At 36.7% G+C, this 23,081-nt stretch carries 17 protein-coding genes; 11 read left to right on the forward strand and 6 right to left on the reverse strand.

The features are described 5' to 3' along the window. Positions 1-40: 40 nt before the first annotated feature. The gene (locus G3A47_RS02025) at positions 41-547 is read right to left on the reverse strand and encodes a hypothetical protein (RefSeq protein WP_166919925.1); all 507 of its coding nucleotides are present in this window, start codon (positions 545-547) and stop codon (positions 41-43) included. A 215-nt stretch (positions 548-762) separates the two neighbouring features. On the opposite strand from G3A47_RS02025, the gene G3A47_RS02030 reads away from it, so the two are divergent. Genes G3A47_RS02030 through G3A47_RS02040 form a run of 3 tightly spaced genes read left to right on the forward strand, consistent with a single transcriptional unit; the run spans position 763 to position 1,969 of the window. After that, positions 763-1,191 carry an SRPBCC family protein gene (locus G3A47_RS02030; protein ID WP_166919927.1) on the forward strand — a complete coding sequence of 143 codons (429 nt, stop codon included), beginning with the start codon at positions 763-765 and terminating at the stop codon, positions 1,189-1,191. Beyond that, positions 1,191-1,511 (forward strand): ArsR/SmtB family transcription factor, encoded by a 321-nt coding sequence (locus tag G3A47_RS02035; RefSeq protein ID WP_166919929.1) that lies wholly within the window; start codon positions 1,191-1,193, stop codon positions 1,509-1,511. The genes G3A47_RS02030 and G3A47_RS02035 overlap by 1 nt, the downstream gene beginning before the upstream one ends. A gap of 17 nt (positions 1,512-1,528) precedes the next feature. Then, positions 1,529-1,969 (forward strand): DinB family protein, encoded by a 441-nt coding sequence (locus G3A47_RS02040; protein WP_166919931.1) that lies wholly within the window; start codon positions 1,529-1,531, stop codon positions 1,967-1,969. A gap of 258 nt (positions 1,970-2,227) precedes the next feature. On the opposite strand, the gene G3A47_RS02045 is transcribed toward G3A47_RS02040, so the two are convergent. After that, the gene (locus G3A47_RS02045) at positions 2,228-3,004 is read right to left on the reverse strand and encodes an XRE family transcriptional regulator (RefSeq protein WP_166919933.1); all 777 of its coding nucleotides are present in this window, start codon (positions 3,002-3,004) and stop codon (positions 2,228-2,230) included. Positions 3,005-3,088: 84 nt separating this feature from the next. On the opposite strand from G3A47_RS02045, the gene dinB reads away from it, so the two are divergent. The 4 genes from dinB to G3A47_RS02065 all read left to right on the forward strand — a co-directional run bounded on the left by dinB (position 3,089) and on the right by G3A47_RS02065 (position 8,605). Beyond that, complete coding sequence (gene dinB / locus G3A47_RS02050; protein ID WP_166919935.1) at positions 3,089-4,270, forward strand: DNA polymerase IV; 1,182 nt, start codon at positions 3,089-3,091, stop codon at positions 4,268-4,270. Further along, positions 4,270-7,326, forward strand: a complete 3,057-nt coding sequence (locus G3A47_RS02055) for a DNA polymerase III subunit alpha (RefSeq protein ID WP_166919937.1) — start codon at positions 4,270-4,272, stop codon at positions 7,324-7,326. The genes dinB and G3A47_RS02055 overlap by 1 nt, the downstream gene beginning before the upstream one ends. A 29-nt stretch (positions 7,327-7,355) precedes the next feature. Then, the gene (locus G3A47_RS02060; RefSeq protein WP_166919939.1) at positions 7,356-7,982 is read left to right on the forward strand and encodes an alpha-ketoglutarate-dependent dioxygenase AlkB family protein; all 627 of its coding nucleotides are present in this window, start codon (positions 7,356-7,358) and stop codon (positions 7,980-7,982) included. A 161-nt stretch (positions 7,983-8,143) separates the two neighbouring features. Next, on the forward strand, positions 8,144-8,605 hold the full coding sequence (locus G3A47_RS02065) for a DUF1810 domain-containing protein (protein WP_166919941.1): 462 nt from the start codon (positions 8,144-8,146) through the stop codon (positions 8,603-8,605). 470 nt (positions 8,606-9,075) lie between these two features. On the opposite strand, the gene G3A47_RS02070 is transcribed toward G3A47_RS02065, so the two are convergent. After that, positions 9,076-10,488 (reverse strand): APC family permease, encoded by a 1,413-nt coding sequence (locus tag G3A47_RS02070; RefSeq protein WP_166919943.1) that lies wholly within the window; start codon positions 10,486-10,488, stop codon positions 9,076-9,078. A gap of 595 nt (positions 10,489-11,083) precedes the next feature. Here G3A47_RS02070 and G3A47_RS02075 point away from each other — a divergent pair. The 4 genes from G3A47_RS02075 to G3A47_RS02090 all read left to right on the forward strand — a co-directional run bounded on the left by G3A47_RS02075 (position 11,084) and on the right by G3A47_RS02090 (position 15,661). Then, the gene (locus G3A47_RS02075) at positions 11,084-11,842 is read left to right on the forward strand and encodes a methyltransferase domain-containing protein (RefSeq protein WP_166919945.1); all 759 of its coding nucleotides are present in this window, start codon (positions 11,084-11,086) and stop codon (positions 11,840-11,842) included. 117 nt (positions 11,843-11,959) lie between these two features. Next, positions 11,960-13,354, forward strand: coding sequence for an alpha/beta hydrolase family protein (locus G3A47_RS02080; protein ID WP_166919947.1), 1,395 nt, complete (start codon positions 11,960-11,962; stop codon positions 13,352-13,354). 497 nt (positions 13,355-13,851) lie between these two features. After that, positions 13,852-15,276 (forward strand): sensor histidine kinase, encoded by a 1,425-nt coding sequence (locus tag G3A47_RS02085; RefSeq protein ID WP_166919949.1) that lies wholly within the window; start codon positions 13,852-13,854, stop codon positions 15,274-15,276. After that, complete coding sequence (locus G3A47_RS02090) at positions 15,266-15,661, forward strand: response regulator (protein WP_166919951.1); 396 nt, start codon at positions 15,266-15,268, stop codon at positions 15,659-15,661. Before G3A47_RS02085 ends, G3A47_RS02090 begins: the two co-directional genes overlap by 11 nt. 15 nt (positions 15,662-15,676) lie before the next feature. Here the strand turns inward: G3A47_RS02090 and G3A47_RS02095 are convergent, their stop codons facing one another. From G3A47_RS02095 to G3A47_RS02105, 3 genes are all read right to left on the reverse strand, one after another. Continuing rightward, positions 15,677-16,780 (reverse strand): C40 family peptidase, encoded by a 1,104-nt coding sequence (locus G3A47_RS02095; RefSeq protein ID WP_243860371.1) that lies wholly within the window; start codon positions 16,778-16,780, stop codon positions 15,677-15,679. A 579-nt stretch (positions 16,781-17,359) separates the two neighbouring features. Continuing rightward, positions 17,360-19,624, reverse strand: a complete 2,265-nt coding sequence (locus tag G3A47_RS02100; RefSeq protein ID WP_166919955.1) for an aconitate hydratase — start codon at positions 19,622-19,624, stop codon at positions 17,360-17,362. Between the two features lie 122 nt (positions 19,625-19,746). Next, positions 19,747-22,518, reverse strand: a complete 2,772-nt coding sequence (locus tag G3A47_RS02105; protein ID WP_166919957.1) for a bifunctional aconitate hydratase 2/2-methylisocitrate dehydratase — start codon at positions 22,516-22,518, stop codon at positions 19,747-19,749. Between the last annotated feature and the right edge of the window lie 563 nt (positions 22,519-23,081).

A 23,081-nucleotide genomic window follows, 5' to 3' on the forward strand; every position in this document is an offset into this window, starting at 1 on the left:
GAAGCCGAAGACCTACCTTCGACTTCGCTCAGGAGGATACTCATCTATTACTTTCTCTACTTTTTTTGGCCTTAGAAAATACAATCTCATATTCAGTACATTTCTCTTTTTTATCCTTTTTAAAAATCAGAGAATCATTCCTTAAATAAAATTTTGCCCTTTTAAAATTTACAAATTCTTCGTCGTTTTTAACCTCGCAGCCTGCTTTTACTTTGGCAGATATACTATTTTCAATTTCTTCTCTGGAAATACACATTTTTCCAAATTCACTTAAATTCACACATTCTCCGGGAAATCCGCTATCCAAAATTAAAGTGTCTTTTTTTTCGATCCATTTGCCTTCTGAATTAAAACGAGCTGTACAAGCTCCACCAATAAATTTAAAAGTATGATCCTTGTTTATTGTTAGCCTTGCGGCATAAGGAATTACCATTTCTGTATCGTACCAGGTTTTTATAAAAGCAGATTTAGGCGCTATAGTTTCCTTTTTACAGCTTGAAAGTGAAATAAAAATTAAAAAAAGATAGATATACTGTGTTAATTTCATTGAATGTCTTTATTATTTTAAGCTAATATAAAACTAATTTCAGTACAACTAATTAAATTTCTCACCACTAAACTTCTGCCGAAACTCAGCATAAATACTCATAAAACACTACTAATCAAAACATTCAAAAACAAATCAACTAAAAAAATATTCAAAATTATTTGTGTAACTCAAAAGTTACATATAAATTTACGTAACCTTAAAGTTACCTAATTATGAAAACTGAAATTAAACACAAATGGTTTTACAACCAATCTCCCGAAGAAATCTGGCTTTACCTCACCGATGCCGATTTAATTGCACAATGGATTATGCCAAATGATTTTAAACTTGCTTTAGGGCATGACTTTACATTTCGCACAAATCCGATTCCGAGTTTAGATCTTGATGGCATTATGCACTGTAAAGTTTTAGAAATTATACCTCATAAAAAACTGGTTTACAGCTGGACAGCCGGCCCCGGAAATAAGGTAATCACGCTTGATACCATTGTAGAATGGACATTGGAAAAGAAAGATAACGGAACCGAGTTACACCTTCTTCATACCGGATTTAAAGAAGCCAATATCTCAATCCTTACCGGAATGACTGACGGATGGCTTAAAATCATGGAAAAATTGGTTAATGCTTTAAATACGAAATAATGGCACTACCTAATTTTGATGCTTTACAAGTAATTGCAGATCCAAGTCGCAGGCAAATTCTGCAATTGCTTACTAAAGAGAGTTACAACATAAATGCTCTGGCTGAAAATTTTAATATGAGTCGTCCTGCGGTTTCAAAACATATTAAAATATTACAGCAGGCCGGTTTTATTTCTATTCAGGAAGTCGGACGGGAACGTCATTGTATCTTAAATCAAAAAGGTTTTAATGATGTAAAAGCCCTCATTAGTCATTTTGATCAGTTCTGGGAAAACAAACTCAGTAAATTGGAGGCTATTTTAAACAAAAAGAAAGATTAAATTTAAAAATTACAATCATGCAAAAAGAAATTTTACTAGCTCTTTTAGATCAAAATCGATTTAATTGTCATGCTACATTTAAAAACATAACTCTCGAAAACAGCCATTTTAAACTGAACGAAAAAACAGCTTCGGTTGGATTCATCTACAGACATATAGGAGAAACTGCTATTATTTTAGGACAATCTTTTGGAATTGCAACAACTGTAGAAAACACAACCATAGGGCAATCAGACACAGGAAAAGAATACGATCTGCAAACAAGCCATGCGTATCTGGAACAAGGATTTAAAATACTTGAAGACACCATAAAGAATTCCTCGGATAGTGATTGGCTCGAAGAAACAGAAGCTCCTTTTTTAGGAACACTTTCCAGAATTAGATTATTCTCTATAATTCTGTTTCACAATTCGCATCATTGCGGACAAATTGCCTCTGCTATTGTAAAAGGTAATTAATTTAACAACCTGAATGCAATTATTAATCTAATGACCATAAATAAAAAAAGCTTGCCACAACTCGAGCGATAGCGAACAGGCGAAGCAATTGCACAAATTTCCACAAATTAAAATTTAAAATTTTAGAACTAATCCCTTTAATCTGTGAAATCTGTGGCAAAATGAAAAAAAAATAGTCACAGATTAAAAGGATTGTTTTTCTGATTTATAATTATTGTTCAACAATCTAGATCAGGTTAGAACATTATAAAGACCCGTTTAACTCCCGCTCAGCGTATTATTTTTAATTTCCAAAACCTCTCGTTTCACCTCTAAAAGTAAATCTTTCATACTTTGAGTTTCTGTTAAGGTATGGCGCTTATCGCTGCGGCCAATGTTGCATTCATACTCCCAGATTTCGAGAATATCAGAAGCTTTGACTTCATAATTAGGATAGAAACGATTATCGGATTCTAAAACCAAGGCGTTTTTTCTGTTTTTATTGAGACGTTTATAAACCATTCCTTCATTTTTAGTAATCAGGATATAGGTTCTTCCGTCCATCACCTGACCTAAACTTTCTACATAACGCCCAATAATAATGGAGCCATCTTCATGCGGCGGCATCGAATCGCCTTCTACCGGAAAGCCTCTGTGTTTTCCGGGACCTAAAAAAGGCAATGAAATCTGCTGCAAGTTTTCGATATATTCCGGATCTGAATAACCGTTCAGATAACCTGCTTTTGCTTTTTGGCTGACCACTTCAATAAAATTTTCTCCAAAGCGATCTACCTGAATGGGTAGAATAAGTCGGTTTCCCTCCAGCTCTATCAAATTTTCGATGTCTATTTTCCGTATGTCTACAGACAATAACAAATCGATGCTGGTATGAAAATACAAAGCTATCTTCTTTAAAATATCATATGGTGCTTCCGAGGTTCCGTCTTCGTACTTAACGTATCTTCCTCTTGTAATACTAAGGTTCTCAGCTAATTTCTCCTGCGATATTTTATGCTTAACCCTTAGTGCTCTGATGTTGTCTGAAAATAAGGACATAATTAATTTGTTATAATTTGGAACATCAAATATACAAAAAATTGTTATTATCTGTACTAATTTTGTTCTATACAAAAACAAAAAATGACACGGGCAATTGTACACATGGATTTGGACACCTTTTTTGTGTCCTGCGAAAGGCTCACCAATTCTCAATTAGAGGGTATTCCGTTAATTATCGGTGGTGGTGACCGTGGTGTGGTGGCTTCCTGCTCCTACGAAGCCCGTCGTTTTGGTGTTCGTTCTGCCATGCCTATTTATATGGCGATGAGACTATGTCCGCAAGCTAAAATTATTAAAGGCGATATGGAATTATATTCTCAATTGTCGCATGATGTTACTCAGGTTATTCAGGAAAGGGCGCCCATTATGGAAAAAGCCAGTATTGATGAATTTTATCTGGACATCACCGGCATGGATCGTTTTCATGGCAGTTATAAATGGACAAATGAGCTTGCACAAGCCATAAATAAAGAAACAGGACTCCCTATTAGTTTTTCTTTATCCATCAATAAAACCGTTTCTAAAATTGCAACCGGAGAAGGGAAACAAAAAGGAAATTTAGAAATTCCGGAACAGGATGTACAGGCTTTTTTAAATCCGTTATCGATTCAGAAAATACCAATGGTAGGCAATGTGACTTTTCAGCTCTTATCCCGAATCGGAATTCGTACGATACAAACACTTTCTGAAATGCCTGCCGAAGTACTTCAGCGTATGATCGGAAAAAATGGTCTGGACATCTGGAAAAAAGCAAATGGCATCGACAATACTCCCGTGGAGCCTTATTCTGAAAGAAAATCAATTTCTACCGAGCATACCTTTTCTCAGGATACTATCGACATTGCGAAATTAAAAAGAATCCTGATGGGAATGGTCGAAAAACTGGCTTTCCAACTCCGATCTGAGCAATGGTTAACCTCCACAATTACAGTCAAAATACGCTACGCCAATTTTGACACCGAAACCAAACAATGTAAAATCGGATATACTTCTGCAGATCATATTTTAAATAAAAATGTAAACGAATTATTCGACAAAGTATATCAGCGCCGTATGCGTCTTCGTTTAATCGGAATTCGCTTTAGCGGACTCGTTCGCGGTACCTATCAAATTGATCTTTTTGAAGACACTCAGGAAATGCTGTCTCTGTACGCCGCCATGGATAAAATGAAAAGCCGCTATGGTTTTGATGCCGTGATGCGCTGCGCCGGAGCGTCTATAAAACCCAATACTAAAAATGAAATTTTAAAACGTCATCCCTAATGTACCTCAACTGTCATTCTTTTCATTCGTTGCGTTACGGCACTATTTCTCTCGAGAAACTCCTTGAGCAGGCTGAAGAATGCCATGTAAAAGCGATGGCACTTACCGACATTAATACTGTTACCGGAATTTATGACTTTATAAAAGGATGTGAATTAAAAGGCATAAAACCCTTAATTGGTATCGAATTTCGTTCGGAACACCAATTGCGGTATATCGGTCTGGCCCAAAATACGGACGGACTTGCCGAAATGAACCGGTTTTTGACCGCACATAATTTCAATGGAACCGCTCTGCCTCAGATAGCACCTGAATTTGACGCTGTATTCCTTATATATCCCTTAGAAAATGCACCGGACATTCTTCGGGAAAATGAATTTATCGGAATTCGTCCGGAAGATTTACCAAAGCTGTTTCTTAAAGAATGGAAAAACAAAATCTCTAAAATGGTTGTCTTACAACCCGTAACTTTTCAAAGTAAAAAAGAATTCAATCTTCATAAAATTTTACGTGCAATAGATACTAACACCATTTTATCTAAACTTACGGAGGCTGATTATTGCAGAACTTCTGAAGTAATGCTCTCACTTCCGTCGCTTTTGTCAGCTTATGAAGATTATCCGGAAATCATTCTCAATACCCAAAAAATCATTGAAGAATGTAATTTTATATACGACTTTAAAGCTCCAAAAAATAAAAAGTTTTTTACCACCGATCGCAAAAGTGATTTTGCAAAATTAACCGAACTCGCACAAGAAGGCCTGATTTGGCGTTATGGCGAAAATCATATCGCGGCAAAAACACGTATCGAAAAAGAGCTCAAAATAATTGATGAACTGGAATTCAGCGGTTATTTTTTAATTACCTGGGATATTATCCGTTACAGCAATAGTCAGGGTTTTATGCATATAGGTCGTGGTAGTGGCGCCAATAGCATAATCGCTTATTGTTTAGGGATTACAGACATTTGCCCCATAGAATTGGATCTTTATTTTGAACGCTTTTTGAACCTCAACCGCAAAACTCCTCCCGATTTTGATATTGACTGGAGTTGGAAAGAACGCGACACCATTCTTCATTACATCTTCGACAAATACGGTCGCGATCATGTTGCTTTTTGTGGCATAAATGTCGAATTCAAATACCGCTCGATTTTTCGTGAGGTCGGTAAAGTCTTTGGTCTTCCAAAAGAAGAATTGGACAAATTGGCCAAAAATCCTATGAACCTGCACGAACCCAATTCAATTGTAAAACTCGTGCAGGAATACGGTACACTGCTCGAAAAATATCCCAATCAACGCAGCATGCACGCTTGCGGAATCATCATATCTGAAGAACCTATAACCAACTACACCCCTTTGGAAATGCCTCCAAAAGGATTCCCAATTGTGCTTTTTGACATGCACGTTGCCGAGGATATTGGCTTTGAAAAATTTGATATTTTAAGTCAGCGTGGCATTGGTCATATCGATGATAGTGTGAAACTTATTGAAAAAAACAGAGGCATTAAAGTTGATATTCGCAACACCTCAATTTCTAAAGACGAGGCGGTTTGCAATACCTATTTGGCTCAGGGAAAAACTATTGGTTGTTTTTATATCGAAAGTCCCGCCATGCGAGGTTTATTGCGACGTCTGAACTGCGATACTTATAAAATTCTGGTGGCAGCCTCTTCTATTATTCGTCCCGGTGTAGCACAATCCGGAATGATGAAAGAATATATTTTTCGTCACAATCATCCCAATCAGTTTGATTATTTTCATGATGTTTTTAAAGAACAGCTTGGAGAAACCTACGGCATCATGGTCTATCAGGAAGATGTGATTAAAATTGCCTTGCATTATGGAGGTCTTCCCGCCGCCGATGGTGATATCCTGCGACGTGCTATGTCCGGTAAAGGCAGATCTAAAACGGCATTACAGAAAGTAAAAGACAATTTCTTTGCCTGTTGTGCCCAAAAAGGACACCCTCAAGCGCTTAGTGAAGAAATTTACCGTCAGATCGAATCTTTTGCGGGTTATTCTTTTTGTAAAGCACACTCCGCATCTTATGCCGTAGAAAGTTACCAAAGTCTCTACTTAAAGGTAAATTACCCTATCGAATTTATGGTCGCGGTGATCAATAATCAGGGTGGTTTTTACAGAACCGAAGTCTACGTACACGAAACCCGTATGTCTGGGGCAACGATCGAGAATCCTTGTGTTAATAAAAGCGATTACCAAACTACATTATATGGTACCGCTGTTTATTTAGGTCTTATGCATCTGGAACGTTTAGAATCTAAAATAGCCTTACTTATAATTTCAGATCGTGATAAAAATGGGGATTTTGTTTCCTTGGAAGACTTTATCAATCGCATCCCAATTGGATTAGAGGGCATTAAAATTCTAATTTTTATTGGTGCTTTTCGTTTTACCGGAAAAACCAAAAATCAGCTTCTGGTTGTTGCCAGTTTGCTTTTAACCAATTTCAAACCCGAGAACAGAAACCTGATGCTCCTGCAGGAACCTGCCAAAGAATATAAACTTCCGACTCTGGAACGTTCCTTTTTTGAAGATGCTTTTGATGAAATAGAACTATTGAGTTTCCCCGTTTCCTGCACTCCATTCGAATTGTTACAAACCAAATATCGCGGAGACATCATGGCCAATGACCTTGTGAATCACCATAAAAAACAAGTCCGCATGCTGGCTTATCTAATTTCAAGAAAACATGTCCCTACTAAAAAAGGAGCCATGTATTTTGGAACCTGGGTTGATAATGAGGGGACTTATTTTGACACTGCACATTTCCCGGATAGTCTGGTGCAGCATCCTTTTCAGGGCGGTGGCTGTTATTTGTTATTAGGTACTGTAGAAGTCGATTATCACTTTCCGACTATTACTATTATGAAAATGGCCAAAATGCCTTTTATTCCGGATCCGCGTTACAGCAATTCAAACGAACATCAGTTTAAAACTCAAAATCAAATCAAGGAAGATGTAAGCAATACCCATCGAAAACCGTATCCGCAGGAACATGAAATCCATCTGCCCCGACATCGAATGAAATTTTAAAATAGAGCTATACACTTAAAAAAAGAATTATGACACTATTTAACGATACCGAATTATTTACCTCAGGTCTTCGCGGAAAAACCGTATTTGACCTGCCTGACTGCGAACTGATTTTGATTGATAATTTTTTCACCAAAGAAGAATCAGATCATTATTATGAAAAACTCCTTCATCAAACCAAATGGAGGGAATATGAAATGGAAATGTTTGACAAAACCGTTACGGCACCAAGAATGATCGCATGGTACGAAGATAAAGACAATATCGGAGCAGATCAAAACGGCCCCGATTGGACGTATGATCTGTTGAGCATTAGAAGCCGGGTAGAAAAAGAAACAGCACTTGATTTTAATAGTCTGTTGCTTAATTTCTACAGAAATGGTAAAGATAGCGTCGCCTGGCATAGTGATAAAGAGCACAATACAGGTGCAAATCCGATTATCGCCTCGGTGACTTTTGGAGAAACACGAATGTTTCGATTGCGTCATAAGTTTAGAAAAGACATTCCGCAGGTGGAAATTCCATTACATCATGGCTCTTTTTTATTGATGGCCGGAACAACAAATAGTTTCTGGCAACATCAGGTTCCGAAAACAGCCAAAAACGTATTGCCACGAATCAATCTGACTTTCAGAAGAACCTTCAGAAAGCGATGATTATGACCTTATAAAGTAAATAATACAGTTTTTAATTTGCGTCGTAGCGTAAGAGATACCTTCCTTCAAAAGTTAAAACACGCACTGTATGAAGCTTTTACTGGATAAAACCGATTTTTTTAGTACCTTTGCAACCCTTTTTTTATAAATACAATACCAAAATGGCTTATTCTAACAATGATTTAATGCGCTTTTTAGATGCGCAAAACAAACTTTATCTTACTGCTCTTTCTGAAATTAACAAAGGGAAAAAAGAAACCCACTGGATGTGGTTTATCTTTCCACAAATTAAAGGATTGGGTAAGAGTGATACTGCAAATTATTATGCCATTAACGACCTGAAAGAAGCTGCTGATTTTCTGGAGCATCCTATATTAGGAAAACATCTTATCGAAATTTCAGAACTGTTATTAACCTATAACAGAAAATCTGCCGAAGCTATTTTGGGAGACTTAGATGCTCGAAAATTGCGTTCCTGCATGACCCTTTTTTTCCTGGTAGAAAATACAAATCCTATATTTCAAAACGTATTGGATGCTTTTTTCTCCGGCGAATTAGATCCCTTTACTTTGTCTATTATTAATTCAACAATAAAATCGTCTGTTGAGCCTGAAGTAGTTTAAGCTGCTACAGCAATTGATCATTTGATTGAAACGACACTCTCTTTTTTAAGTAGTGTCGTTTTTTTTGTGCGCAGATTTTACATTAAATCATAGAGCCTGCAATTATTATTGCAAAAAAAAATGCCTTGTGGTGAACAAGGCATTTTATATTGTATTTTCTCGCAAAGACGCAAAGTTTTTTATTCACGCAGATTAAGCGGATATTTTTGTTCTAATATTTCGATAAAACAATCTGAATAAATCTGCCAAATCTGCGTGAGAAAATTGCTCGCAGAGTCGCAAAATCGCAAAGCTTTTTTTTGCACGCAGATTTAGCAGATTATGCTGATATTTTTGCTTTACAGTTCCGATAAAAAATAATCAGATTAAATCTGCTAAATCTGCGTGAGAAAATTGCTCGCAAAATCGCAAAGTTTTTCAACCTGAAACCTGAAACTTGAAACAAAAACCTCAGAATCTCAGCACCTCTACTAACTCTCTTTCGGCTTCGTTAAATAGTAAACCGGAATCCCGATTAACATAATTAAGATTCCCCAGCCACAGGTCGAGAATTTCGTGATTAACAACGAAATACAAATTGCGGTGGCGATCACAATATACAGCAATGGTAAAAACGGATATCCGAATGCTTTATAAGGTCGTTCTAAATCCGGCATTTTTCTACGCAAGATAAAGATTCCGTAAATTGTTAAAATGTAAAAAATTAAAACGATGATAATCACGAAGTCTAATAAATCCCCGTATTTCCCTGTCAGACACAAAGCCGAAGCCCAGAAACATTGAGCCCAAAGCGCCCATTCAGGAACGCTGGATTCGTTTAGAACAGCAGCTTTTTTAAAGAACAAACCATCATTTGCCATTGTATAATACACTCTTGCGCCGGCCATAATCAATCCGTTGTTGCAGGCAAAAGTCGAAATCATAATCATGATCGCGATGATTAATGTTCCAATGTCTCCAAAAATATAATCGGAAGCGACAACAGCCACACGATCTGATTTTGCTGTTGCAATTTCGTTAAGCGGAACTACAGCCAGATACATCAAATTGGTTAACACATAAATCGTCGTCACAATAAAAGTTCCCAGAAACAAACTTAAACCAACATTACGTTTTGGGTTTTTAATTTCTCCTGCAATAAAAGTCACACCATTCCAGGCATCACTAGAGAACAAAGATCCTACCATCGCAGCAGATATACCGGTAATCAAAGCCGTTCCACTAATCGGAAGCCATGAACCTGTTTCTGCATTATAGGAACGTGTTGTCCACGCATCTGCCCAGTTGGCATCCCAAATAGAAGCTTTCGCAGCCAGTGTTAATCCGAAAACGATTAAACCCAGCAATGATAAAATCTTGATAATCGTAAGTACCGTTTGCAGAATCTTTCCGTTTTTCACTCCACGACTATTGATATACGTCAATAAAATAATCGTAAAAATCGAAACAATCTGAGCAGCATTGAGTTTAAAAGCACCTAATGTAAACAATATGTTTTCGTCACTCAAAGGTTCATAAAGATAAGCTGCAAACTTAGAGAAAGCCACCCCTACTGCAGCAATTGTTCCGGTTTGTATTACCGCAAAAAAACTCCAGCCGTACAGAAACGCAATCAATTTGTTGTATGCTTCTTTTAGGTACACATACTGTCCACCTGCTTTTGGAAACATCGCACTTAATTCGCCATAACTCACCGCTGCAATAATTGTAATTAAACCTGAAAGGAGCCAGATCAATGTCAGCCATCCGGCAGATCCTACATGTCTGGTAATATCAGCACTTACTATAAAAATTCCTGAACCGATCATAGAACCTACCACAAGCATGGTTCCATCTAGTAATCCTAGTTCTCTTTTAAAATGTTCTTGGTTATCTTCTTGCATTATTTTAATTTTTGGTTGGTTAAAGATATACTTTTTTTAGAAATCTTATAATCTCATTGTGAAATTACAAATATTAATATGGACATACAGTTAAAGCCTCGTGTAAAAATGTAAAGTCTCAGTCTCAGTTTACAGTTTCGGTCTTAAACAGAACTTTAAAAAAACTTAGCAGCTTGGCGACTCCTATGTTTGCAGAGCAATTTTTTCACGCAGATCTGGCAGATTTATTCGAAATATTTTTTATCGAAATCAGAGAGTAAAAATATCAGCTTAATCTGCGTGCATAAAAAGAAACTTTGCGCTTTTGCGTCTTTGCGAGAGTATTTAACCGCAAAGAATTCTCAAAGTAGGGAATTATTTTTGCTCGCCAAGTCGCAGAGTCGCCAAGTTTTTTTTTAAAATTTTCAACAAAACAACTTTGCGTTTTAGCAACTTTGCCAACAAAAAAATAACCTCTCTTACACAAAACCCTGCGAGATTTGTGTTAAAAAAGTATATCCAACGAATTTTATATAATATGTTTTTGGTTTCAATAGTACTTTTCTTAGTACAATTTAATTCGTATTTTCGTTTAACAACTTAAATACAGCGTATCATGACCTGGGATCCAATCAAATACAATGAGTTTAAAGAAGACCGCTACAAACCCTTTGGGGATCTCACCAGCCATATCGTCGACAAACCCAATCTCAAAGTGATTGACCTGGGGTGCGGTACCGGCGAATTAACCCAAAAACTCTCTAATCAACTTACCAATCCTGTTGTGCTTGGTATTGACTCTTCTGCCGAAATGCTGGCAAAAGCACCCCAGCAGGAAAATATACAATTCAAGCAGGGATCAATTTCAGAACAATTGGAACAGGAAACCAAATGGGATTTGATATTTTCTAATGCAGCCTTGCAATGGGTCGATGATCATGAGACCCTTTTTCCCAAAATAATATCCCGTATTAATCCGGGTGGACAATTGGCTGTACAAATGCCACAGCAAACCGAAAATGTACTCAACAAAATTTTATTAGAATTGGTACAGGAAGAGCCTTATGCTTCTTATCTAAATAATTGGACACGTCCATCTCCTGTTTTGACTTTAGATCAATATGCCAAAATCCTTTTTGATAGCGGCGGAAATGATTTGGTTTTATATCAAAAAGTTTATCCGCTCGTTTCAACTCGCAAAGATTCTTTTTTTGACTTTATTTCGGGCTCTGCACTCACCGTATATCAGGAACGTCTGAATGACTCTGAATTTCAGGAATTATCGGATGAATTCAAAAAAAGAATTAATCACTATTTTCCAGTAGTACCTTCTATTTATGCATTTAAACGATTACTTATGTATGCCTCATTTTAATGAAATAATAGTACACTCTGCTACTATATTTCATTAAAAAAATATACTGTTTTTACATTCCTTTACTGTAAATTCGTACACTTTACAAAACCAATCCTAAAACTATTTAATTAAACCATGAAGAAATTACTTCTATTATTACTCGCTTCCTGCAGTATAACAACTGTTTTCGCACAAGATATCACCGGCCAGTGGAACGGAATCTTAAAAGTGCAGGGAGTTCAATTAACTGTTATTTTTAATGTAAACAAAAATGAAAACGGATTTAGTTCTACAATGGACAGTCCGGATCAAAAAGCATTCGGAATACCTACTACCTCAACCACCTATGAAAATTCAACTCTAAAAATTGCCTTAACAAATGCCCGAATTGAATATGAGGGTGTTTTAGGAAAAGACAATACAATTACAGGAACTTTTAAACAAGGCGGGCAATCTCTACCTTTAAATCTGTCAAAAGAAAAAATCGAAAAAGAAAAGCTGTTACGTCCGCAGGAACCTGTGAAACCATTCCCTTATTATACCGAAGATGTTGTTTTTGAGAACAAGTCAGCCGGAATAAATTTGGCAGGGACGCTGACGTTGCCGAAAAAAGAAGGAAATTTTCCTGTCGTAATTTTAATCAGTGGCAGCGGACCACAAAATAGAGATGAAGAATTACTGGGGCACAAACCTTTTCTGGTATTATCAGATTACTTAACCAAAAATGGCATTGCCGTTTTACGTTATGACGACAGAGGAACTGCTGCCTCAAAAGGAGACTTTAGATCGGCAACTTCTTTAGATTTTTCTGCAGATGTCGAAGCCGCGGTTCAATTCCTGCTTTCCAGAAAAGAAATAAATAAAAAGAAAATAGGGTTAGTCGGCCACAGTGAGGGTGGACTAATTGCCCCAATCGTAGCAAGTACATCTAAAAACATTGCTTTTATCGTGTTGATGGCGGGACCCGGATTACAAGGAGATCAGGTACTTTTATTACAACAGGAATTAATTGCAAGAGCCAATGGAGCTACTGATTCTGACATTCAAAAAACAAAAACCATCAATCAAAAAACTTTTGAGCTTGTAAATACATATAAGGATCCGCAAGAATTAAAAACTCAGCTAACAAATTATTTAACTGAAGTATCTAAAAACAATCCGGATATTTCTAAAAATTCAAGTCCGGAAGATTATATTAAATTGCAAATCGCCGGAACAACGAATCCATGGATGACTTATTTTATAAGATATAATCCACAGCCGGCATTAGAAAAAGTGAAGTGCCCCGTTTTAGCTGTAAACGGAGAGAAAGATTTACAGGTTGCTCCTAAAGAAAACTTAGACGCTATTCGAAAAGCACTCGTAAAAGGAGGCAATAAAAATGTAACGATAAAAGAGCTTCCAAACTTAAATCACCTGTTTCAGGAATGTCAATCGGGTTCTCCTGAAGAATATTCAAAAATCGAACAAACACTCTCCCCGACCGCAATGAATGAAATCCTGCAATGGATTAAAGTACAAACAAAATAACTTCCTCGACAAAAAACAAGAAAACTGCAACCTGAATAGTTGCAGTTTTTTTTTGACTATGCCTAAACAATAAAGCTATTTTTAAACAACGTAACCACTAATTAAAAAGATTAAACAAAAAAGCCCTAAATCAAGAATTTCTAAATATCTTCCTTTGCAGCAGTTTGCAATGCATCGCTCCTTCTTTAAATTCAAATTAAAACAAATAATTCATACACAAAACAAACCAAATCACTAAATACCAAACAATTACAAAATATACTTTTCATATAAATTTAACAAAAAAGAAATAATTCGTTATTTGTAAAACGTTTCTATTTTTTTACTAATTTTGAGAAGAGTGTCATAAAAGCCCTTAACCTTAAGATTTAATTAACAATTGTTTATTTCCATTTCAATAAACCACAAGCTTCAAAAAATTGTTAATAGAATGACAATGCCGTTAAATACTCATTAAAATTAGGTAACCGAATCAAGAACCTACAAATCACGAAATTATGTTGAAGGGCCAAGTTTTAAAGAATTTTCGTTTTCCAGATGTTTTTATACTGTTATTAATTGTGTTCATTTCGTGCGCTCTGTTAATTTGCACCAATTTTTTCACCATCAAAATACTATCTGCTAACAGAGCTTATGTCAACGGAGAATCTCATTATTCGAAAGGTCAGAAAGATGCTTCCCGCCACCTTATTACTTATCTCTATACCCGAGAACCTGAACAATGGAAATTATACAACGAAGAACTAAAAGTTCCGCAAGGAGATGGCATTGCCCGTGAAACACTTTTAAAATTAGGTGACGATACAGCCGCCCGAAATGGGTTTATAGTAGGTCGAAATCACAAAGAAGATATTGATGATATTGTGTGGTTGTTTATCAATTTTAAAGAAGTTCCTTTTTTAGCAAAAGCCATTCACGAATGGGAACAAGGCGATAAATTAATTGACGAATTGTTTATCATTGGAACAGAAATCAATGCCAAAATCAAGCGCAACATCCTTACTGTAGGGGATCAGCAAAAATACCTGAGTCAAATTAGCCAAATTAGCGACAAACTCACGATCAACGAACGCAACTTCTCGAATACACTTGGTGAAGGAACAAGGAAAATAAAAACACTTTTAACGATTACAAATATTTTTTTTATCCTCGTGATCATCTGTAGTGTGAGTTGCTACTATTCGATAATGGTCAGAAGGCTTCTTACCTCTAAAAAAGAAATCGAAGCTAAAAACGAAAATCTGCTGTTGGTAAATCATGAACTTGATCGTTTCGTTTATAGCGCATCGCACGATTTGAGATCTCCTATAACGTCACTACAGGGACTTATTGAAATTACACAATTAGAAGATAACATACACCAGATTAGAGGCTATCTAACTTTAATGCATCAAAGTCTCAGCCGACAAGACCAGTTTATTAGTGACATTATCGATTATTCTAAAAACAAACGCAAACTTGTTATTATTGAACCAGTAAGCCTTAGGGAATTGTTTAATGAAGCGATTGCACAATTAATGCATATCGAAAATGCCAACCGAATCAAAATCAAAAAAGAGCTCTTAATTGACCAAATTCAGAGTGATAGCTTACGCTTAAAAATTATTATTTCAAATTTACTTTCTAATGCAATAAAATATGCTGATAGCAGTAAACAGGAAATGTTTATCTCTATTAAAACCTATATTTCGGATGGTTATAATAAAATTGAAATCGCAGATAACGGAATCGGAATTAAAGATGAATTCAAAGAACATATCTTTGAGATGTACTTTGGAACTAATAAAAATAAAGGCTCCGGATTAGGGCTTTATATCGTAAAAGAAGCGGTCGAAAATATCAAAGGTACCATTTTTGTTTCCTCGGAAAATAGTATTGGAAGTAAATTTATTGTAACAATACCAAGCTCAAATGGAATGTAAACCTTTATTTTTATTAATCGAAGACAATTTGATCGATCAGCTGGTCATTAAGCAATTATTAAAAAAGTTTCTTGATGTGGCAGAGGTAAACATTACAAATAATGGTCTCGAAGCCATGCAATGGCTTTATAATCATGAAGACCTAAAGCAACCTCTGATTATTTTACTGGACATTCAAATGCCAATAATGAATGGCTTTGAATTTCTGGATGCGTACGATAAATTAAGCGCTGAATTAAAAAAAGAGATTCAAATTTATGTACTTTCATCTACCCTGGACCCCGATGAAATAAAAAGAATAAACAAAAACAATTATGTTAGCGGTTTTTTAAACAAACCATTACCGATTGAAGAATTCAAAAAAACAATTCAACTAAAGGTATAGACATAACAGTTATTACTATTTCAAAATACGGTTTACCTGTGAAAAATTTCTTCCGTAATAAGCCTCTTTAGTAGAAGAAATCATCACTCCGCCATGAGTTGCTGAGTGCACAAACTTAATTTCACCATCCGTGACTTCTACGACCATACCAACATGATTGATACGACGTCTGCCATTGGTTTTAAAGAAAATCAAATCTCCTCTTTGTGCCTCATCAGCACTGACTCTCATTCCGATACGTGACTGCTCAATAGAACTTCTCGGTAACTTAATATCAAAACCATTAAAAGTGGAGATCATTAAACCGGAGCAATCGTAACCTGCTCTGGTTGTTCCGCCTGAACGATACCGAATTCCGATATTCTGAGTAGCACTTTCAATTAACTGATTGATTAAATCAGAATGGTTACTAACTCTAATAACAGTCGATGTATCCTTTACAACAGTTGGATTTTCTGCAATCACCTCAGGAGTTGACGTTGGTTCTTTTAATTCCGGTGTTGTCTTTAAAGCCATTAATATCTCGGCTTTCTCTTTTGGAATACGCACTTTAAGCATCGAACCAACCTTTAATCTTTTTTTTATGGCCGGATTTTGTTTTTCTAATTCTTTAACAGAAATTCCGAATTCTTTGGCAATTGCATATTTAGTTTCTTTAGGCAAAACCTCTCTTACTACCTCTACTTCTTCCGGTTTCAGTTTTGCTTTTAGGTCCTCAATATTTTCAGCAGGTTTTGCCGACTCTGCAAGCGCCTTAGACGGGATATTAATTTGCTGCCCTTTTCTTAAATTTTCCGTATCCAAAATTGGATTTGCTTTTTTAAGATCATTAACCGAAACATTATACTTTTTAGCGATACCCCAAAATGTATCATTTGTCTCAACAACATACGATCCGGGAGCATTAGTTGCAGGGGTTTCCTTTTTTTTACTAGCGACTGCTTTCTGATTTTTATTTGGAATTAACAAAACCGATTTTAGTTTTAATATCTTCGGACTATTCGGATTTGCTTTGGTGATATCTTTAATTTTTACTCCGTATTTTTGTGCTATTATGGATATATTATCTCCCTCAGAAATAATATGTTTACTATACTTTTCCTGGGAAAAAACACTCAAACTAAAAAAAAATAATACAACAGTTAACCTAAAAATCATTATTTGGGGGATTTTTTATTCTCAATTTTGTGTTCCATTAGTAAAAAACACAATTCTATTACTTATAAGGCGAATTTAACTTTTTAAAACAAAAAAGCCTAGTTTTTAACTCTTGTTTTTACCAAAATTAACAATTCCGCAATAAAATCAATCTTACTCCTATTAAATTCACAAGAAATTTGAGTTTATTTAACCGCAAGGGACGCAAGGATTTTATCCTTTTAAAACACAAAGACGGAAAGTCTTTTGCACGCAGATTAAGCCGATATTTTTGCTTTGTTATTTCGATAAAACAATCTGAATAAGTATGCTACCCGAACAATAGCGAACTACTGAAGCAAATCTGCGTAAAAAAATTTCACTGCGAACTTCGCGTAAACCTTTGCGCTCCTTGCGGTTAAAAAAACTATACATTTCGGCATTAGAAAAACAAAAAGACTCTAGCCAAACCTTCAAAGAAGTTCGGCTAAAGCCTTTTTTTCACTACTCAATTCTTCCCCCTCGCTAAAACAAGAGGCAATTGATTATTTCTAGTATCTATTATGCTTTTCCGGCAGCAATTAAATTTAATGCAGAACCGGCAACAAACCATCCGATTTGTCCTTCGTTGTAGGTATGGTTTGCCAGAATAACATCTTTGATTCCATCGGCATGAACAAATTCTAATGACAATGGTTTTCCCGGAGCGAAATCAACTAAATCAATAAAATTAATCGTATCGTTCTCCTGAATTTTATCATAATCTGCTTCATTCGCAAATGTTAGTCCCAAAAGACCTTGTTTTTTAAGGTTTGTTTCATGAATACGGGCAAATGATTTCACCAGTACCGCTTTAACACCTAAGAAACGTGGCTCCATAGCAGCATGCTCACGTGAAGAACCTTCTCCGTAGTTGTGATCTCCTACAACAATAGACGGAACTCCGGCCGCTTTATAAGCACGGGCTACAGCAGGAACGGCATCGTATTCTCCGGTTAATTGATTTTTAACGGAGTTTGTTTTTTGATTGAATGCATTCACAGCACCAATCAACATATTGTTAGAAATATTATCTAAATGTCCACGGAAACGCAACCATGGTCCAGCCATAGAAATATGATCTGTAGTACATTTTCCGAATGCTTTGATCAACAATTTAGCCCCTGTGATATTTTTGCCATCCCAGGCATCAAACGGAGCCAGTAATTGCAAACGTTCCGATGTAGGATTTACCACTACCTGAACCCCTGAACCATCTGCTGCCGGAGCCTGAAAGCCCGGATCTTCTGCGTAAAATCCTTTAGAAGGCAACTCATCTCCTGTTGGAGCTTCAAGCATTACTTCTTCACCATCTTCGTTGATTAGTTTATCCGTTAGCGGATTAAAACTTAAATCTCCCGCGATAGCCATAGCAGTTACCAATTCCGGCGAACCAACAAAAGCTAAAGTATTTGGGTTACCATCTGCACGTTTTGAGAAGTTACGATTGAAAGAATGCACGATAGTGTTTCTTTCTTCTTTCTCTGCTCCTTCTCTGTCCCACATACCAATACAAGGTCCGCAAGCGTTAGCAAAAACGGTTGCTCCAATTTTATGAAAAGTTTCAATAAATCCATCTCTTTCAATAGTAGAACGCACTACCTCTGAACCCGGAGTAATGGTAAACTCGGCTTTCGTTTTTAAGTTTTTAGCAGAAACTTGTTCTGCTAAAGAGGCTGCACGCGCAATATCTTCGTAAGAGGAATTTGTACAGGAACCTATTAAACCAACCTGAATTTGCAATGGCCAGCCATTTTTGATTGCTTCCTCTTTCATTTTAGAAATCGGAGTCGCCAAATCCGGAGTAAACGGGCCGTTTAAATGCGGCTCTAATTCTGACAAGTTAATTTCGATTACCTGATCAAAATACTGTTCCGGGTTAGCGTATACTTCAGGATCTCCTGTTAAATAAGAAGCTACTTTATCTGCAGCATCCGCAACATCTGCTCTGTTTGTAGAACGCAAATAACGCCCCATAGAAGCATCATAACCAAAAGTTGAAGTTGTAGCTCCAATCTCGGCTCCCATATTACAGATAGTTCCTTTTCCGGTACAGGACATAGAAGTTGCCCCTTCACCAAAATATTCAACGATAGCACCGGTTCCACCTTTTACAGTAAGAATACCGGCCACTTTAAGAATAACATCTTTAGGAGCTGTCCAACCTGATAATTTACCGGTTAGCTTTACTCCAATTAGTTTAGGAAATTTCAATTCCCAGGCCATACCGGACATTACATCTACGGCATCAGCTCCACCAACACCAATGGCTACCATTCCTAAACCTCCTGCATTTACAGTATGGGAATCGGTACCAATCATCATTCCTCCGGGGAATGCATAGTTTTCAAGCACTACCTGGTGAATAATTCCGGCTCCCGGTTTCCAGAAACCAATTCCGTATTTATTAGAAACTGACGACAGAAAATCGAAAACTTCATTACTTTGTGTTTTTGCTCTGGCCAAATCGGTTGCAGCGTCTACTTTTGCCTGAATCAGGTGATCACAGTGTACCGTAGTAGGAACGGCTACTTTAGATTTACCGGCATGCATAAATTGCAATAATGCCATCTGAGCAGTTGCATCCTGACAAGCTACGCGATCGGGTGCAAAATCAACATAATCAACTCCTCTTCCAAACACCTTAGACGGAGTTCCGTCCCAAAGGTGATTGTACAAAATTTTCTCTGTTAAAGTAAGTGGATGACCAACAATCTTGCGTGCTGCATCAACACGACCCGGCATGTTGTCATACACTTTTTTTATCATTTCAATATCGAACGCCATAAGAATAATTGTTTTTTTGTTTTTTTTTGATCTCCACAAGATACAAAAAATAGAGTAGTTATAAAAGAAAAAGCCCGAGTTTATAACTCGGGCTTTTGAAGTATGATTAGCTAATCAGCTGCTTATTTTACCAATAGCTTGTGAGAAGGTGCAAATTGAGTTAAATTAATTCCTTGCACTGCCACTTTATATTCATCCATTGTTGGAGTTCTTCCCAAAATAGTAGACAAGACAACAACTGGTGTTGACGAAAGTAATGATTCCCCTTTTTTACCCTCAGCATCTTCAACAACTCTTCCTTGGAAAAGACGAGTAGAAGTTGCCATTACAGTATCTCCTTTAGCTGCTTTTTCCTGGTTCCCCATACATAGGTTACAACCCGGACGTTCCAAATACAAAATGTTTTCGTATCCGGTACGTGCTGCTGATTTAGGAGCATTATCGTCAAATTCGAAACCGGAATACTTTTGTAAAACTTCCCAGTCTCCTTCGGCTTTAAGTTCATCTACAATATTATAAGTAGGTGGCGCCACTACAAGTGGTGCTTTAAACTCAACCTTACCTTGCTGCGCATCGATGTTCTTAAGCATTTGAGAAAGAATTTTCAAATCGCCTTTATGAACCATACAAGACCCCACAAAACCAAGGTCTACTTTTTTCACTCCTCCATAAAAAGAAAGAGGTCTGATGGTATCGTGTGTATATCGTTTAGAAACGTCAGCATTGTTTACATCCGGATCTGCAATCATTGGCTCTGCAATCTGATCCAAATCAACAACAACCTCAGCGTAATACTTCGCATTTGCATCCGGAGTCAAAGCAGGTTTTTCTCCTGATCTAATCTCAGCGATTCTTTTGTTTGCTTTATTAATCAATCCTTGAAGAACGTGCTTGTCGTTATCCATACCTTTATCGATCATGATCTCGATTCTGCTTTTCGCAATCTCCAATGATTCGATCAAAGTATCATCTTCAGAAATACAAATAGACGCTTTTGCTTTCATCTCTGCAGTCCAGTCTGTAAATGTAAAGGCTTGATCTGCGGTAAGAGTTCCGATATGAACCTCAATGATTTTACCTTGAAATACATTCTCTCCTCCAAATTGCTGAAGCATCTGAGCCTGAGTAGCATGAACGACATCACGGAAATCCATATAGCCTTTCATATCTCCTTTGAAAGTCACTTTTACTGATTCCGGAATTGGCATTGAAGCCTCACCCGTAGCAAGCGCAAGAGCAACTGTTCCTGAGTCAGCACCAAAAGCAACCCCTTTAGACATTCTGGTATGAGAGTCACCACCAATAATGATAGCCCACTCGTCTACAGTAATATCATTCAAAACTTTATGAATTACATCGGTCATAGAATGGTAAACGCCTTTCGGGTCACGAGCTGTGATCAAACCAAAATCGTTCATAAATTTCATAAGTCTAGGGATATTAGCCTTAGATTTATTATCCCAAACTGAAGCCGTATGACAACCTGATTGGTAAGCACCGTCAACAATTGGAGAAATCACAGTAGCAGCCATAGACTCTAATTCCTGAGAAGTCATAAGTCCTGTTGTATCTTGTGAACCTACAATATTTACTTCTACACGAACATCTGACCCTGCATGTAAAACTTTACCCGGAGTAGTACCAACCGCGTTTTTATTAAATATTTTTTCTACTGCTGTTAAACCTTGTCCCTCAATAGAAACTTCTTTTGAAGGAGCAAATACAGGTACAACATCAACACCAAGTGTCTTAGAAGCTAATGTTTGAAGTTTTTTTCCAAAAACAATAGCATATGATCCACCGGCTTTTATAAATTCAACTTTCTGAGGAGTAAAGGCTTTAGCAATATCAATTAATTCCTCATCACCCTTATAAAGTTTCTTTTTCTTTGTATTAATAGTAAGAACAGTACCTGTAGCAACAGAGTACACTTCCTCTAAAATCGGATCACCACTTTCATTACGAAGAGGCTCACCATTTTCATCCAGTTTTTTTACCCAGTTTTTAAGGTCAAGACCAATACCACCTGTAACATCAACAGTTGTAAGGAAGATCGGAGAGATACCGTTTGTTCCTGCTACAATTGGAGCAATATTAATAAACGGAACATATGGACTTGCTTGTTTACCACTCCAAAGTGCCACATTGTTTACCCCTGACATTCTTGATGAACCTACACCCATCGTCCCTTTTTCAGCAATTAACATCACACTTTTATCAGGGTGCTGTGCTTGCAATGCTTTGATTTCCTCTTGTGCCTGAGGAGAAATCAAACATTTACCGTGAAGTTCACGATCTGATCTGGAGTGCGCCTGATTACCCGGAGAAAGTAAATCGGTTGAAATATCTCCTTCTCCCGCGATATAAGTAACTATTTTAATTTCTTCTGCTACGTCCGGAAGTTTTGTAAAGAACTCCGCCTTAGCATAACTTTCTAAAATTTCTTTTGCTGTTTCGTTACCACTTTTGAAAGCTTCCACTAAACGATCTGTATCTGCTTCGTAAAGGAAAACCTGAGTTTTAAGAACCTTTGCTGCTTCTTTTGCAATAGCAACATCGCTACCTAAAGCTAAATCAAGTAAGACCTTAATCGAAGGCCCACCTTTCATATGCGATAACAATTCAAATGCAAAAGCAGGTGTGATTTCTTTCACTACAGCTGTACCAAGAATAATTTCTTTTAAAAACTTAGCTTTCTCACCAGCTGCACTAGTAGTTCCGGGAACTGTATTATAAATAAAGAATTTAAGAGAATCCTCGCGATTGGCGTTATCCAAATCTTTAATTTGTGCGATGATTTCGCTTAGTAATTCAGCACCATCGATTGGCTTCGGGTGAAGTCCCTGACCTTTTCTTTCTTCGATCTCTTTAAGGTAATCGTTATACGTATTCATAATATATAGAAGTCTTTTTGTTTTTTTGTATGCAAATTTAAATATTAAAGACGAGAATTAAAAAAAATACAATAGAAGTCGGCTTTTCAAAAGTTATTATTGCTAAAAAACGATTTTGACTGCTGTTTTTTGCCGAAATTTCAATTTTGTATTAAAAAAATGATTTATTACTATTTTAAAATCCTTTCTTTATTAAAGTCGAAATCCGGTGTTACAGACTAAGGTCATTTTAGGGCCTTTTTAAGTAAAGAACCTTTCTAAATTAGCATTTACAACGTTATAGTTGGTTATTTAGCCCTCTCATTGTCTTTATTCTTCAAGGAGCAATACAGAAACTTTTGGAGGAATTAAAAACTCTTAGCTTTTCGTGTATTTAACCGCAAGGGGCGCGAAGGTTTTACGCTAAGGTCGCAAGGTTTTAATCATAGGATACTGTTTTTGCTAGCTGAGTTGTAAAGTTTTTGATCGTGTCATTTCGACGTAGGAGAAATCGCAACTGAAACTCCACAAAGAATGTCGCTAATCTATGTCGAATACTGGATGTGATTTCTCCTGTGTTGAAA

This window comes from Flavobacterium poyangense, from assembly GCF_011751075.1.
Taxonomy (GTDB): domain Bacteria; phylum Bacteroidota; class Bacteroidia; order Flavobacteriales; family Flavobacteriaceae; genus Flavobacterium; species Flavobacterium poyangense.

Coding starts and splice junctions, on each gene's coding strand:
- G3A47_RS02080 (WP_166919947.1), top strand. CDS start 11,960: ATGAAGAAATTACTTCTATTATTACTCGCTTCCTGCAGTATAACAACT.
- G3A47_RS02035 (WP_166919929.1), top strand. CDS start 1,191: ATGGCACTACCTAATTTTGATGCTTTACAAGTAATTGCAGATCCAAGT.
- G3A47_RS02075 (WP_166919945.1), top strand. CDS start 11,084: ATGACCTGGGATCCAATCAAATACAATGAGTTTAAAGAAGACCGCTAC.
- G3A47_RS02025 (WP_166919925.1), bottom strand. CDS start 547: ATGAAATTAACACAGTATATCTATCTTTTTTTAATTTTTATTTCACTT.
- G3A47_RS02065 (WP_166919941.1), top strand. CDS start 8,144: ATGGCTTATTCTAACAATGATTTAATGCGCTTTTTAGATGCGCAAAAC.
- G3A47_RS02040 (WP_166919931.1), top strand. CDS start 1,529: ATGCAAAAAGAAATTTTACTAGCTCTTTTAGATCAAAATCGATTTAAT.
- G3A47_RS02100 (WP_166919955.1), bottom strand. CDS start 19,624: ATGGCGTTCGATATTGAAATGATAAAAAAAGTGTATGACAACATGCCG.
- G3A47_RS02055 (WP_166919937.1), top strand. CDS start 4,270: ATGTACCTCAACTGTCATTCTTTTCATTCGTTGCGTTACGGCACTATT.
- G3A47_RS02030 (WP_166919927.1), top strand. CDS start 763: ATGAAAACTGAAATTAAACACAAATGGTTTTACAACCAATCTCCCGAA.
- G3A47_RS02090 (WP_166919951.1), top strand. CDS start 15,266: ATGGAATGTAAACCTTTATTTTTATTAATCGAAGACAATTTGATCGAT.
- G3A47_RS02070 (WP_166919943.1), bottom strand. CDS start 10,488: ATGCAAGAAGATAACCAAGAACATTTTAAAAGAGAACTAGGATTACTA.
- G3A47_RS02060 (WP_166919939.1), top strand. CDS start 7,356: ATGACACTATTTAACGATACCGAATTATTTACCTCAGGTCTTCGCGGA.
- dinB (WP_166919935.1), top strand. CDS start 3,089: ATGACACGGGCAATTGTACACATGGATTTGGACACCTTTTTTGTGTCC.
- G3A47_RS02045 (WP_166919933.1), bottom strand. CDS start 3,004: ATGTCCTTATTTTCAGACAACATCAGAGCACTAAGGGTTAAGCATAAA.
- G3A47_RS02105 (WP_166919957.1), bottom strand. CDS start 22,518: ATGAATACGTATAACGATTACCTTAAAGAGATCGAAGAAAGAAAAGGT.
- G3A47_RS02085 (WP_166919949.1), top strand. CDS start 13,852: ATGTTGAAGGGCCAAGTTTTAAAGAATTTTCGTTTTCCAGATGTTTTT.